Annotated in this window: 14 protein-coding genes; 7 read left to right on the top strand and 7 right to left on the bottom strand. The window is 71.2% G+C overall.

The window, feature by feature from the left end:
- Window positions 1-554: 554 nt before the first annotated feature.
- A complete protein-coding gene (locus VGO20_RS22195; RefSeq protein WP_327504569.1) occupies window positions 555-812 on the bottom strand; it encodes a helix-turn-helix transcriptional regulator in 258 nt (85 codons plus the stop codon).
- A 127-nt stretch (window positions 813-939) separates the two neighbouring features.
- Between VGO20_RS22195 and VGO20_RS22190 the strand changes: the two genes are divergently transcribed.
- Window positions 940-2,760, top strand: coding sequence for a potassium/proton antiporter (locus tag VGO20_RS22190; RefSeq protein ID WP_327504568.1), 1,821 nt, complete (start codon window positions 940-942; stop codon window positions 2,758-2,760).
- 3 nt (window positions 2,761-2,763) lie between these two features.
- On the opposite strand, the gene VGO20_RS22185 is transcribed toward VGO20_RS22190, so the two are convergent.
- Window positions 2,764-3,738 (bottom strand): 2-hydroxyacid dehydrogenase, encoded by a 975-nt coding sequence (locus VGO20_RS22185; RefSeq protein ID WP_327504567.1) that lies wholly within the window; start codon window positions 3,736-3,738, stop codon window positions 2,764-2,766.
- Between the two features lie 23 nt (window positions 3,739-3,761).
- The gene (locus VGO20_RS22180) at window positions 3,762-4,460 is read right to left on the bottom strand and encodes a GntR family transcriptional regulator (protein WP_327504566.1); all 699 of its coding nucleotides are present in this window, start codon (window positions 4,458-4,460) and stop codon (window positions 3,762-3,764) included.
- 140 nt (window positions 4,461-4,600) lie between these two features.
- Between VGO20_RS22180 and VGO20_RS22175 the strand changes: the two genes are divergently transcribed.
- The 6 genes from VGO20_RS22175 to VGO20_RS22150 all read left to right on the top strand — a co-directional run bounded on the left by VGO20_RS22175 (window position 4,601) and on the right by VGO20_RS22150 (window position 10,134).
- Window positions 4,601-5,356: a class II aldolase/adducin family protein gene (locus tag VGO20_RS22175; protein ID WP_327504565.1), complete on the top strand. Its 756-nt coding sequence runs from the start codon at window positions 4,601-4,603 to the stop codon at window positions 5,354-5,356.
- A gap of 62 nt (window positions 5,357-5,418) precedes the next feature.
- Window positions 5,419-6,471, top strand: a complete 1,053-nt coding sequence (dctP, locus tag VGO20_RS22170) for a TRAP transporter substrate-binding protein DctP (protein WP_327504564.1) — start codon at window positions 5,419-5,421, stop codon at window positions 6,469-6,471.
- Window positions 6,472-6,479: 8 nt separating this feature from the next.
- Window positions 6,480-6,989 (top strand): TRAP transporter small permease subunit, encoded by a 510-nt coding sequence (locus VGO20_RS22165; RefSeq protein ID WP_327504563.1) that lies wholly within the window; start codon window positions 6,480-6,482, stop codon window positions 6,987-6,989.
- Complete coding sequence (locus VGO20_RS22160) at window positions 6,986-8,311, top strand: TRAP transporter large permease (protein ID WP_327504562.1); 1,326 nt, start codon at window positions 6,986-6,988, stop codon at window positions 8,309-8,311. Before VGO20_RS22165 ends, VGO20_RS22160 begins: the two co-directional genes overlap by 4 nt.
- A gap of 18 nt (window positions 8,312-8,329) precedes the next feature.
- A complete protein-coding gene (locus VGO20_RS22155) occupies window positions 8,330-8,827 on the top strand; it encodes a 2,4'-dihydroxyacetophenone dioxygenase family protein (RefSeq protein ID WP_327504561.1) in 498 nt (165 codons plus the stop codon).
- Window positions 8,824-10,134: an aspartate aminotransferase family protein gene (locus tag VGO20_RS22150; protein WP_327504560.1), complete on the top strand. Its 1,311-nt coding sequence runs from the start codon at window positions 8,824-8,826 to the stop codon at window positions 10,132-10,134. The genes VGO20_RS22155 and VGO20_RS22150 overlap by 4 nt, the downstream gene beginning before the upstream one ends.
- On the opposite strand, the gene VGO20_RS22145 is transcribed toward VGO20_RS22150, so the two are convergent.
- From VGO20_RS22145 to VGO20_RS22130, 4 genes are all read right to left on the bottom strand, one after another.
- Window positions 10,128-10,826, bottom strand: coding sequence for an HdaA/DnaA family protein (locus VGO20_RS22145; RefSeq protein WP_327504559.1), 699 nt, complete (start codon window positions 10,824-10,826; stop codon window positions 10,128-10,130). The two genes, VGO20_RS22150 and VGO20_RS22145, sit on opposite strands and share 7 nt — an antisense overlap.
- Window positions 10,823-11,902 carry an AI-2E family transporter gene (locus VGO20_RS22140; protein WP_327504558.1) on the bottom strand — a complete coding sequence of 360 codons (1,080 nt, stop codon included), beginning with the start codon at window positions 11,900-11,902 and terminating at the stop codon, window positions 10,823-10,825. The genes VGO20_RS22145 and VGO20_RS22140 overlap by 4 nt, the downstream gene beginning before the upstream one ends.
- A 13-nt stretch (window positions 11,903-11,915) precedes the next feature.
- Entirely contained in the window at window positions 11,916-12,476 is a 561-nt protein-coding gene (locus VGO20_RS22135; RefSeq protein WP_327504557.1) for a CDP-alcohol phosphatidyltransferase family protein, read from the bottom strand.
- A gap of 19 nt (window positions 12,477-12,495) precedes the next feature.
- Window positions 12,496-12,813, bottom strand: a 318-nt coding sequence (locus VGO20_RS22130) for a hypothetical protein (RefSeq protein WP_414639877.1), incomplete at its 5' end; no start/stop codon positions are given.

The following is a 12,813-nucleotide window of genomic DNA, read 5'->3' as shown; positions in this document are numbered from 1 at the left end:
CGAGACACTTTTCGGCGTCCTCTACTCACCAAATGCACCTAACCCGTCGCGGATTTTCATGCACCGTTACAAATGACCTCTCACTGCTGTGTCGCAATGTGCACCCTATACAAGGGGAATGGCACAGACGAGTTTGCATCGGCAGGACGCGGTTGAGCGTCGGTCCGACGAGTATCGGGAAGCGATTGCCTGTGTTCTGAGGCATGCCGATCGGCGCCCGACGCTCCGCAACGCGTTCAGGTCGCGCACCAGTCGCTTCATCATTGATACCGGCCTGCCCAAGAAAGGCAAACGCACGGTCGGTGTAGCGCGGCAGTAGTGCGGCCCGCCTGGCAAGCAGGGTGGCGGTTCGACAAGGACCGGATCACGGCGTCTGCCCTGTCCGCGGGTTTCCAGACGCGCTGGCGCTGGTGCATCCTGAGCGCCGCGTGCCAACGTCCGTTGCCTCCCTGCGTCGGCAACTCGCCGTCGGCTTGGCGCGCCGCTTGCCGACATGCCCCCTGCTGCCTCAGCGCGCGAATACCATCCGACTCGCTGCTTGTGACACAGGAGTACTAGGGCTGCCACGGCTCCGGCGCCCGGCGCAGGCGCACCCCCGGCCCCAAATCGTCCTCGGGGTCGAGGAACACGATCCCGCCCGCCTCGAAGGCGGCCCGGATGACGGTGCGGTTCGCGCGCAGCAGCGCGTGCTTGCCGCCTTCGAAGGACTTCACCGTGCTCCAGGCCACGCCGGACCGTTTGGCGAGTTCCGCTTGGGACCAGTCCAGCAGCGCCCTGGCCGCCCGGCATTGCTCGGGAGTGAACATCGCCATGGACATAGTCGCCGCGTCCACGAAGGTCAAGATCGGCCAAAAGGGTTGAACTCGGCCGGATGAGCAGCCATATGTCCCACCACCCCGCCAGCCGAAACACGGACCGCCGCTTCCGGGAGATGCCTGCATGCTCGACACGATGAACCTCGCCGTCCTGATCGGCGCCGGTCTCGTCGCATTGAGCGTGCTGACCAGCCTCGTCTCCTTCCGGGTCGGCGCCCCCCTTCTGCTCGTCTTCCTGGTGGTCGGCCTGCTCGCGGGCGAGGACGGCGTGCTCGGCCTCGACTTCGACAACGGCCCGGTCGCCTATTTCATCGGCTCGATCGCGCTGGCGGTCATCCTCTTCGATTCCGGCTTCGAGACGCGCCTCAGCACCATACGGGTGGCGGCCTGGCCGGCCCTGGTCCTGGCCACGGGCGGCGTGCTGCTGACGACCGGGCTGGTCGGCGGCGCGGCCTACCTGCTGTTCGACCTGTCCTGGCTGGAGGCGCTGCTGCTGGGCGCGATCGTGTCCTCGACCGACGCGGCGGCGGTGTTCTTCCTGCTCCGGGTCGGCGGCGTGACCCTGCGCGAGCGCGTGCGCTCGACGCTGGAGGTCGAGTCCGGCTCGAACGACCCGGTGGCGATCTTCCTGACGATCACCCTCGTCGAACTGATTGCCGCGGGAACGGCCGAGGGGCCGCTGACCTTGAACCTGCTCCAGGCCTTCGGGATGCAGATCGGCGTCGGCGCCATCGCCGGGCTCGCCGGCGGCTACCTGATCGCGCGGGTCGTCAACGTCCTCGACGTCGACCCGGGGCTGTACCCGGTCTTCGTCCTGGCGCTGGCGCTGTGCCTCTTCGCCGCCACGGGGATGGTGGGCGGCAGCGGGTTCCTCGCCGTCTACGTGGCCGGCGTCGTCGCGGGCAACCGGCGGCTGCGCTCCATCAACGTCCTGCGCCGCTTCCAGAACGGCATGATGTGGCTGGCCCAGATCGCGATGTTCCTGACCCTGGGCCTGCTCGCCACGCCCAGCACCTTCCCGGCGGTCATCGTGCCCGCGGTCGCGCTCGCCCTGTTCCTGATCTTCGTCGGCCGGCCGCTGGCGATCTGGCTGTGCCTCGCCCCGTTCCGCTTCCAGCGCAACGAGACCGTCTTCATCGCCTGGGTCGGCCTGCGCGGCGCGGTCTCGATCCTGCTGGCGATCCTGCCGGTCATCGGCGGCCTGTCCAACACGCAGACCTTCTTCAACGTCGCCTTCATCGTCGTGCTGACCTCGCTGGTCGTCCAGGGCTGGACGGTGCGGCCGATGGCCCGCAGGCTGGGGCTGATCGTGCCGCCGCGCCGGGGCGTTGTGGAACGGTTCGAGCTGGACCTGCCCGGCGGCGCCAGCCACGAGGTGGTGGCCTACCGGATCGCCGAGGGCAGCTCGGTCGCCGAAGGGCACCGCATCCCGCGCTGGGCGCGCCCGTCCCTGGTCGTGCGCGCGGGCCAGACGATGCGCCTGCACCAGGCGGGGCGGCTGCAGCCGAACGACTACGTGTACATCTTCGCGCCGCCGCAGCAGGTGCAGATGCTGGACCGCCTGTTCGCGGCCCCCGTCCCGGTCAACGCCGACGACCGGGAGTTCTTCGGCGACTTCACGCTGAAGCCCGACGCCCAGCTCGGCACCGTCGCCGCCGCCTACGGCTTCGCCCCGAAGCCCGAGGATACCGAGCTGACGGTCGTCGACCTGCTCCAGCGTGCCTTCTCCGGCCATGTCGAGGTCGGGGACCGGATCTCCTACGGGCCGGTCGAGCTGATCATCCGCACGCTCGACGACGAGGGCCGGATCAGCGAGGTCGGCCTCGCGGTCGAGCCGAGCCGCCCCGCGCCGCCGAAACGGCCGCCGATAGACCGGCTGCGCGCCGCCCTCGCGCGGGTGGTCCGCCGGCGCCGCGCCGGCGCGCGGGCCTCGGCCGCGGAGTAGCGCCTAGTGCGAGGCGGCCGCCCCCGCGGCATACGCCTCCAGCTCCTCGCGCAGTGCGCGCGCGCCGTAGGTCATCAGCCGCTCGGCCGCCTCCGGGCTCTGCCATCCCGTGTGGCAGGTCAAGGTGACGTTCGGCAGCGTCGTCAGCTCGTGCCCCGGCGGCAGCGGCTCGACCGTGTAGACGTCGAGGCCGGCCGCCGACAGATGGCCGTCGCGGAGCATCGAGGCCAGCTCCCCCTCGTCCAGCACGGCCCCGCGGGCGGTGTTGATCAGGACCGCGCCGCGCTTCATCCGGCGCAGGCGCCCGGCGTCCAGGAACCCGCGCGTCTCCTCCGTCAGTCCGATATGCAGCGATACCACGTCCGCCCGGGCCAGCAGCTCGTCCAGGCCGACGAACTCGCAATGGACGGCGTCCGCCGGCGACGTGCGCGTCCAGCACAGGACCCGCATCCCCAGCGCACGCGCCAGGTCCGCCACCTCCCGCCCGACCCCGCCGAAGCCGACGATGCCGATCGTCCGGCCCCGCAGCTCGCCGATCGTGCCGCCCTGCCAGCGCCCGGCGCGCAGCGCCGCGTCCTGCTGCGCGATCCGGCGGAACACCGCGAACAGCAGCCCGACCGTGTGCTCCGCGACGGTGCGGTCGCCGTAGCGCACGACGTTGCGCACCATGACCCCGCGCCGCGCGCAGGCGGCGAGGTCGACATAGCTGGAGACGCCGGTGCCCAGGAACACCATCACCTTCAGCTCCGGGCACGCGTCGAGGACCTCGTCGTCGACGTAGCTCTCGTTGTTGAGGAAGCCGACATGGCCGCGCAGGCGCCCGATCAGCGCGGCGCGGTCGGGCACCCCCTCGTGGATCACCAGGCCCGGAAGCAGGTCCCGCGCCGCCGGCGTGAACGCTTCCAGCAGGGCCGGCACGGCGTCCGGGAATACCGCCGGCGGGAAGGAGGCGGCCGGGAAAGAGGCGGGCGTCATCATGGGTGCGCTCTCCCTGATCGGGGTTATGCCGGAACTGTCGACAGAATGCCCGCGGACTGGCGCATCTCGGTCCAGGCGCCGCGGATGTGGTCGTCGATCGCTTCGGTGGCGCGCACGCCGTCGCGGGCGAGGATGGCGGTCAGGAACTCGGTGTGGCTCTCCACCACGATGCGCGGGTCGACGTCCAGGTCGGCCAGGCGGGAGATCAGGATCGCGAGGTCGACGGCCAGATCCTCGAAGGTGCGCCGCAGCCGGGTGTTCCCGCTCATGTCGCAGAGCAGGCGGTGGAAGCCGATGTCCTCCTCGACGATCGCGAAGCGGTCGCCGCGCACCGCCGCGTCGGTCATGCGGGCGAGCTGGGAGGCGAGCCCGCCCAGCTCGGCCACGCTGGCCCGGCTGGTCGCCTCCGTCACGGCATAGCGCTCAAGGCAGATCCTCAGGCCGTACAGGTCGTCGAGCTCTCCCGCCGTGTAGCGGCGGACGAAGAAGCCGCGGTTGGGCCGCGCGATCAGCAGGCCGCGCTGCTCCAGCAGGCGCGCGGCCTCGCGCAGGGGCGCCCGGCTGATGCCGAGCTGGCGGGCGTACTCGGCCTCGACGATGCGCTCGCCCAGTTCGATCCGCCCTTCGACGATGGCGCGCAGCAGCTCCCGCTCGACGCGCTGGACGAGGCTCCTCCCCTCCAGCGCCGGCAATGGCTGGAATACCGGACCGCCACCCGTCACTCTCGTCTCCCCAAGTGTCGACAACCGATGCAACCTCATCCCTTCTGGCACCAATCCCAACGTTATTCAACCGGATTCCATTTGACAAACGCCGGAATCGAGTCAAGCCTTCCAATCTGTCGACAGTTAGAAGGCGATGAATGATGGCCGGGACGAGACGCGAGGACGAGGACGACGAGGCGGCGATCCGCCGCCAGCTCGCCGCCTGCTACCGGCTCGCCCACCATTTCGGCATGAGCGATCTCGTCTCGACGCACATCTCCGCCCGCGCGCCGGGAGACGGGGAGCGCATCCTGATCAACGCCTACGGCCTGCTCTTCACCGAGATCACCGCCAGCAACCTGATCGAGGTCCGGCTCGGCGGCCCGCCGGAACCGCAGGGGCGGTCCCAGGTCAACCCCGCGGGCTACCTGATCCACGGGGCCATACACGAGGCCCGGCCGGACGTCGCCTGCGTGATGCACACGCACACGCCGGCCGGCGTCGCCGTCTCCGCCCAGGAGGGCGGCCTGCTGCCCGTCAGCCAGTTCGCGCTGCAGTTCTACGACCGCCTCGCCTATCACGACTACGAAGGGATCGCGCTGCTGGACGGCGAGCGCCGGACCCTGGTCGAGGACCTGGGCGACCGCAGGGCGATGATCCTGCGCAACCACGGGCTCCTGACGGCCGGCCGCACGATCGGCGAAGCCTTCACGCTGATGTTCTATCTCCAGCGCGCCTGCGAGGCGCAGTTGCTGGCGCAGTCCGGCGGCGCCGCGCTGCGGCTGCTGTCCCCCGACATCTGCCGCCTGACCGCCGGGCAGCACGAGGATTTCGGCGGCGAGAAGGTCGGCGACGCGGAATGGCGCGCCCTGATGCGCGAGGTCGCGCGCATCGCGCCCGGTTACGACGCCTGAACCGGCCGGAGAAGCCGGCAAAGGCGGCGGTGAGGTCCATGAAGCCATGTCAGGAGGCCACGATGAAGAAGCTGACCCTCGCTTTTCTGGGAGTCGCGATGTTGCACGCCGCACCGGCCCAGTCGGCCGAGAAATGGCGGATGATCACCTGGTCGGGGGAGACCTCGATCTACTTCCAGGACATCGCCAAGCCCTTCGCCGAGAAGGTGGCCCTGCTCACCGACGGGGCGCTGGAGATCGAAGTGATCCCCTCGGGCGTCGTGGCGCCGCCGTTCCAGGAATTCAACGCGGTCCTCGACGGCCAGGCGGAAGCGGGCTTCGTGACCCCGCTCTACGTCGTCAACCGCGACCCCGCCAACGGCCTGCTCGGCAACGTGCCGGCCGGGATGGGATCGGAGGCGACGCTGTTCTGGCTGAAGAACGGCGGCCAGGACCTGTGGACGCGCTTCCGGCGCGAGACGATGGGCTTGCACTCCATCGTGCTGGGCGTGGGGTCGACGGACCTGATCCATTCCCACCGGCCGATCCAAAGCGTCGAGGACCTGAAGGGCCTGAAGCTGCGGACGTCGGGCATGTTCGGCACCGTGCTGCGCGAGAAGTTCGGCGGCGCCCCGACCACCGTGCCGTTCAGCGAGATCTACACCCTGCTGGAGCGGCGCGGCATCGACGCGGCCGAGTACTCGACCCCGGCCGAGAACTACGCCGTCGGTCTCCACAAGGCGGCCAGGTACATCATCACGCCCGGCTTCCATTCGCCCGCCTCGACGCTGGAGGTGATCGTGAAGCAGGAACGCTGGGACGCGCTTCCCGCCGACGTGCAGGAGAAGGTCCGCCTCGCGGCCGACCTCGTCACCATGGAGGCGATGGTGAAGGTCGGCACGATGGACCTCGAGAACATGGCCAAGCTGCGCGCCGAGGGGGCGGAGTTCGTGCCCCTGCCCGACGAGGTGATGCAGTCCCTGCGCGAGAAGACCCGCGAATACGTGTTCGAGGAGGCGCAGAAGCAGTCCGCCGCCGGCAATCCCTGGATGGCGACCATCGCCGACAGCTACTACGGCTTCCTCGACGCCTGGGAAGCGAACGCGGACTACCGCTTCACCCGCCTGGCCGACTGAGCGCCGCGATGTCCCCGTCGTTCTTCAGCCTCGTGGACCGGTTCGGCCTCGCGCTCAACGCGGTCGCCATGGTCCTGCTCGTCCTCCTGATCGGCGTCACGTTGTGGGAGGTGGCGGCCCGCTACGTCTTCGACGCGCCGACGATCTGGGGGTTCGACCTCGCCTGGATGCTGAACGGCGGGCTGTTCCTGCTCGCCCTGGCGGAGACGACCCGCCGGGGCGGGCACGTGCGGGTGGACGTCGTCTCGTCCCGGCTGCCGGCGGGCTGGCAGCGCATGGGCGAGACGCTGTTCATGGCGCTCCTGTTCGCTCCGGGCGTCGGCGTGCTGGCCTGGACCGCGTCCAGGCGCTTCGTCCAGGCGGTCGCGACCGGCGAGGTCGACCCGGTCAGCAGTTGGGCGCCGGTGATGTGGCCCTTCCACCTCGCGGTCGCGGTCGGCCTGTGGGCGCTGCTCCTCCAGATGGCGGTCTCGACGGCGCGGCGCTGGCGGGCCGGGCCCGGGGAGGCCGCGTCGTGACCGGCACCGTCGCCGCCTTGATGCTGCCGAGCCTGTTCGGGCTGGTCTTCCTGGGCGTGCCGGTCGCGTTCGCGCTGCTGGGGACCGCCTTCGCCTTCGGGCTGATGCTGTCGGGCGACCTGGTCGGGCTCCAGCTCTTCCGGTTCATCCAGAGCGTGGCTGCCAACTACGTGCTGGTCGCGGTCGCCCTGTTCATCTTCATGGGGGCGATGCTGGAGCGCTCGGGCGTCGCCGAGCAGCTCTTCCGCGCCATGCGCGTCTGCCTGGGCCGCCTTCCCGGCGGCCTCGCGCTCGCCACCATCGCGATGTGCGGCATCTTCGCCGCCGGCACCGGCATCGTCGGCGCGGTGGAGGTGCTGATCGGGCTGATGGCGATCCCGCCGATGATGGCCTACGGCTACAACCGCCAGCTCATCGCCGGGACGATCTGCGCCGGCGGCTCGCTCGGCACCATGATCCCGCCCTCCATCGTCGTCGTGATCTACGCGACCCAGGCCCAGATCGGCATCGGCGACCTGCTGGCGGCCGTCCTGCTGCCCGGCGCGGTCATGATCCTGCTGTTCCTGGCCTATATCCTGGGACGCTGCCTGCTGCGGCCGGCGGACGGCCCGCCCCTGCCCCCCGACGACGAGGCGTTCCGGATGAGCGGCCTGGAAAAGGCCCTGCTGCTCCTGCGCGCGCTGGTGCCGACGCTCGGCCTCGTCACCGCGGTGATCGGCTCGATGATGCTCGGCATCGCGTCGCCGACCGAGGCGGCGGGCGTCGGCGCGCTGGGCACGGTGCTGCTGGCAGCACTCTACCGCCGGCTGACCCCGGCGGTGCTGGTGGACGCGCTGCGCACCACGCTCGCGCTGAACGCCATGATCATCCTGATCGTGCTGGGCGGGACGATGTTCACCTCGATCTTCCTCGGCAACGGCGGCAGCCGGATGGTGCAGGACTTCGTCGCCCTGCTCGGGGTCGAGCGCGAGGGCGTGCTCGTGCTGTTCCTGGCGCTGCTGTTCCTGGGCGGCCTCGTGCTCGACTGGGTGTCGCTCGTCCTGATCCTGGTGCCGATCTTCCTGCCCCTGCTGCGGGCGACCGGCTTCGACGCGGTGTGGATGGGCGTGCTCGCCGTGATCGTGATCCAGACCTCCTACCTGACGCCGCCGATGGCGCCCTCGATCTTCTACCTGCGGGGCGTCGCACCGGCGGAGATCAGCTACGGCGACATGTGCCGCGGCGTGCTGCCCTTCGTCGCCTGCCAGGGGCTCACCCTGCTCGCCGTCGTTCTGTTCCCGATGCTCGCGACGTGGCTGCCCTCGCTGACGAGGGCGTATTGATGACCAGCGGAGGTTGACGTGGACCGGACTTCATCCACCATGCTGCATCCGGACGCGGCGCGCGAGATCGTCGCGTCCGCGATCCCGGACGACGAGGACGTATGGGTGCCGCAGGCACCGGGCGTGTGGTTCCGCCCGCTGCTGCTGAACCGGACCAGCGGCATGTGGTGCAGCCTGCTGCGCGTGCGCCGGGCCGGCATCCTCAGCCGCCACCGCCATCCCGCCCCCGTCCACGGCCTGGTCCTGAAGGGAAGCTGGCGCTACCTCGAGCATGACTGGATCGCCACGCCGGGCTCGTTCGTGTTCGAACCGCCGGGCGAGGTCCACACCCTGGTCGTCGACGGCGCGGACGAAGAGATGATCACCTTCTTCCAGGTCACGGGGCTGCTGCTCTACGTCGACCACGAGGGCGCGCCGACCGGCTTCGAGGACGTCTTCACGAAGATCGAGATGTGCCGCAGGCACTACGCCGGCACCCCTCTCGGCGCCCGCTACGTCGACCGGTACGTCCGATGACCGCCCCCGTCAACGAGACCAGCGAGACCAACGAGACCCTGGCCGGGCGCGCCGCCGCGCTGATGCCGGGCGGCGTCGGCAGCAGCGCGCGCGTCCTGCACCGGCCCTTCGTCTTCACCCGGGCGAAGGGTGCCGAGCTGACGGACGCGGACGGCCGCACCTATGTCGACCTGAACTGCGCGTTCGGCGCCATCGTGCTGGGCCATGGCGACGAGGCGCAGCTCGCCCGGGCGCTGGAGCTGGCCTCCGGCCTCGGCCTCGTCGGCCTGGGCACGACGCCGATCGAGATGGACCTGGCCGACCTGGTCGTGCGCCACCTCCCGAGCGCGGAGCGGGTCGTCTTCTGCTGCAGCGGCAGCGAGGCCACCTACCACGCGCTGAGGCTCGCGCGCGGGCGCACCGGCAGGCCGCGCATCGCGAAGTTCCAGGGCGCCTATCACGGCTGGCACGACTACGTCGCCATGAACTTCATGACGACGCCGGACGCGATCGGCACCTACGACCCGTTTTCCGCCGGCATCCCGCCCGGCGTCGGGGAAAGCACGCTGGTCCTGCCCTTCAACGACACGGACAGGGTGGAGGCGCTGCTGAGGCGCGAGGCGGCGAGCCTCGCGGCCGTGATCGTCGAGCCGATCATGCACAACACCGGCTCCTTCGCCGGCCGGCCGGACTTCCTGGCGATGCTGCGCCGCGTCACCGCCGAGCTGGGCATCGTCCTGATCTTCGACGAGGTGATCTCGGGCTTCCGGCACGGGCTCGGCGGCTACCAGGCGATCTGCGGCGTCACCCCGGACCTCACCACCTTCGGCAAGGCGATCGCCAACGGCTTCCCCATCGCCGGGGTCGCCGGCCGGAAGGACCTGATGGACGGCTTCCGCGCGAAGCCCCACGGCACCGTGATGTTCGGCGGCACCTACAACGCGACCCCGCTGTCCTGCGCCGCGGCGATCGCGTGCATCGAGCGCCTGTCCCGCCCCGGCGCCCATGACCGCCTCTACGCGCTCGGCACGCGGTTCCGCGACGGCGTGCAGGCGGCCATCGACGCGCTGGGCGTCCCGGCCCAGGTCGCGGGCCACGGCTCCATCTCGATCCTGCACTTCATGCGCGGCCCGATGGACTCATACGAGGACATCGCGGTCAACCGGCGCGACCTCGACGTCGCCTTCCGGGTCGCGATGATCGAGCGCGGCTTCATGATGTCGACGACGCCCTTCCGCCGCCTGCACCTGACGCTCGCCCATACCGAGACGCAGATCGACGCGGCGGTCGCGGCTGCGGCGGACGCGCTGGCCGGCCTGCCCTACTGAACCTCCTCGCCCTGGTGCCGGGCCAGCACCTCCCGGGCGAGGCGCGGCGTGATCGAGCGCCGCGTGGCGAGCGCCGCGGCGTCGAGGTCGGCGACCAGCGTGCGCGCGGCCTCGAACGACCGCTCCATGCGCGTCGCGAGATAGTCGACCACCTCGGCCCCGACCTTGAGCTGGCGGTCGGCGAACAGCTTGACCAGCACGGCCGCCAGCAGCGCGTCGTCGGGCGGGGTGACGGCGACCGCCGGCGCCGCGAGCAGGCGCGAGCGCAGGTCCGGCAGGCGCAGTCCCCAGCGCGCCGGCGGCTCGGCCGCGGTCAGCAGCAGCCAGCCGCCGGTCTCGCGCGCGAGGTTGTACAGGTGGAACAGCGCGCGCTCGCGCGCGGGCTCCCCGGCCACGAGGTCGGCATCGTCGACCGCGACCGCGGCCGAGGCCGCGAGCAGCCGCGGCACGGCCTCGGCGGTCAGGTCGGCGGCGGTGGCGAGCGGGGCCTGCGTCCGCGCCCGCCACACCTGGGCCAGATGCGTCTTGCCGCATCCCGCCGGCCCGTGGACGACCAGCGCCGGGCCCGGCCAGCCCGGCCAGGCGTCCAGCCAAGCGACCGCCGCCTCGTTGCCGGACGCCACCAGGAAGTCGTCGGCGCCCATCGCCGGCCGGTGGCCGAGATCGAGCGCAAGCTGCGCCGGCGCCTTCACGGCGCACCCGCCGCGGGCGGCGCCGGGCCGGTGTAGTAGCGGCTGGCGAGGTACTGGCCGAGCGCGAAGCGCGCCAGCACGCCGATCACGGCCGCGACCGGCACCGCCAGCAGGACGCCGACGAAGCCGAACAGGCTGCCGCCGGCCAGCAGCGCGAAGATCACCCAGACCGGATGCAGCCCCACCTTGCCGCCGACCAGGCGCGGCGTCAGCACGTTGCCTTCGACCGCCTGGCCCAGCAGGAAGATGCCGGCGACGACCGCGACCATGACCCAGGTGTCGTACTGGAACAGCGCGATGCCCACGCTGCCCGCGAAGCCGAACAGCGAGCCGACGAAGGGGATGAAGGACAGCAGGCCGGCCAGCAGCCCGATCACGAGGCCGAACTCCAGCCCGACCAGGCTGAGCGCCAGCGCGTAGAACAGGCCGAGGATCAGGCACACCGTCGCCTGCCCGCGCACGAAGCCGGCCAGCGTCCGGTCGACCTCGGCCACCTGCGCCAGGATCACCGGGGCGTGCTGGCGGGGCAGCCAGCCATGGATGCGGGCCACCATCTCGTCCCAGTCGCGCAGCAGATAGAAGGCGACGACGGGCGTGATGAACAGCAGCGACAGCACGTCGAACAGCGCGACGCCGCCCGCGACCACGCCGCGGGCCACGCGGCCGACCCAGCCGACCGCGTCGCCCGCGAACTCCCCGGCGGCCGCCCGCAGCCGCTCCAGGTCGTCCGGCGACAGGCTGCGCACCACCCGCTCGGCCAGCGGCACGAGGCTTTCCCGGAACCAGGCCGCGATGTGCGGGAGCGTGTCCAGAAGCTCGAGGATCTGCGCCTGGATCAGCGGCGCCAGCAGCAGCAGGGCAGCCACCAGCGCCAGCACGAAGCCCACCAGGACCAGGGTGGTCGCGAGCCAGCGCGCGGCCCCCGCCCGTTCCAGCCGGTCCGCGACGGGGTCCAGGAAATAGGCGATCGCCATGCCGGCGACGAACGGCAGCAGCACGTCGCCCAGGACCCACAGGGCCGCCAGGAAGACGACGAGGCCGATCAGCCAGAACCGGAGCTGGCGCCGCGCCGTCATCGAGGGCCGCCCCTCATCGCGTGCCGCCCTGCCGGCTCAGCAGCCGCGCGCCCTGGACCAGGTAGCCGGCGCCCGAAACGGCCGTGGTCGCCGTGACGACCCAGATCATGGCGTCCACCACGCCGCCCAGGTCGAGGTCGAGCGCGGCCAGGTCGACCCCGTGGAGCGCCAGGACGAGCCCGGCGAGCGCGATCTGGGCCGTGGTGTTGACCTTGCTCGACCAGGACGGCTGCATCGCCAGCGATTCCTTCAGCGTGTACAGCAGCAGGACGCCGCCGACGATCAGGATGTCGCGGAACACGACCAGGATCACCAGCCACACCGGCAGGTAGTCGGCATGGCCGAGCGCCAGGTAGACGCTGACCAGCAGCGCCTTATCGGCGAGCGGGTCGAGATAGCCGCCGAGATGCGTGCGCGAGCGGAACGTGCGCGCGATGAACCCGTCCACGGCGTCGGACACGCCCGCGGCCACGAACAGCCAGAAGGCCCATCCGATCTCGCCGACCAGGATCAGGTAGACCTCGACCGGCACCACGAGAAGGCGCCCGAGGGTGATCAGATTGGGAACGCTCACGATCGGGTCTTCGCGGCGGTCACGGGACCGCCGCGCCCGCCCAGCGCAAGGTCCACCGGCCGTTCCCGGCTCCCGCCGCCGCCAGGTCCTCCTGCATTACCGCACCGGGCATGCCCGGCACCCCGCCATATGCGGGCGCGCCCGGCACTCCTCCATACGGCGGCAGCGGGCTGGCGAACTGGTCGACCGTCGGCGGGTCCTCCAGCATCAGGTCCTGCTGGGCCAGCGCCGTGCGCAGCCGGTCGGCGTCACCGCGGTAGCGCAGCTCGACCGTGGCCTCGTCGCGCGACAGCGCGCGCAGCACCGCGCCGGACACCAGCGGGACCTCGCCGAGGCG

The organism is Arenibaculum sp. (assembly GCF_035998295.1).
Taxonomy (GTDB): Bacteria; Pseudomonadota; Alphaproteobacteria; order Azospirillales; family Azospirillaceae; genus DASYHS01.
The sequence above is the reverse complement of the archived record's forward strand: the minus strand, read 5'-3'. Positions and strand labels throughout refer to the sequence as shown.

What these genes read in the sequence shown, in the direction of transcription:
- VGO20_RS22175 (WP_327504565.1), top strand. Translation starts at nt 4,601, where the DNA reads ATGATGGCCGGGACGAGACGCGAGGACGAGGACGACGAGGCGGCGATC.
- VGO20_RS22140 (WP_327504558.1), bottom strand. Translation starts at nt 11,902, where the DNA reads ATGACGGCGCGGCGCCAGCTCCGGTTCTGGCTGATCGGCCTCGTCGTC.
- dctP (WP_327504564.1), top strand. Translation starts at nt 5,419, where the DNA reads ATGAAGAAGCTGACCCTCGCTTTTCTGGGAGTCGCGATGTTGCACGCC.
- VGO20_RS22195 (WP_327504569.1), bottom strand. Translation starts at nt 812, where the DNA reads ATGGCGATGTTCACTCCCGAGCAATGCCGGGCGGCCAGGGCGCTGCTG.
- VGO20_RS22150 (WP_327504560.1), top strand. Translation starts at nt 8,824, where the DNA reads ATGACCGCCCCCGTCAACGAGACCAGCGAGACCAACGAGACCCTGGCC.
- VGO20_RS22165 (WP_327504563.1), top strand. Translation starts at nt 6,480, where the DNA reads ATGTCCCCGTCGTTCTTCAGCCTCGTGGACCGGTTCGGCCTCGCGCTC.
- VGO20_RS22185 (WP_327504567.1), bottom strand. Translation starts at nt 3,738, where the DNA reads ATGATGACGCCCGCCTCTTTCCCGGCCGCCTCCTTCCCGCCGGCGGTA.
- VGO20_RS22190 (WP_327504568.1), top strand. Translation starts at nt 940, where the DNA reads ATGCTCGACACGATGAACCTCGCCGTCCTGATCGGCGCCGGTCTCGTC.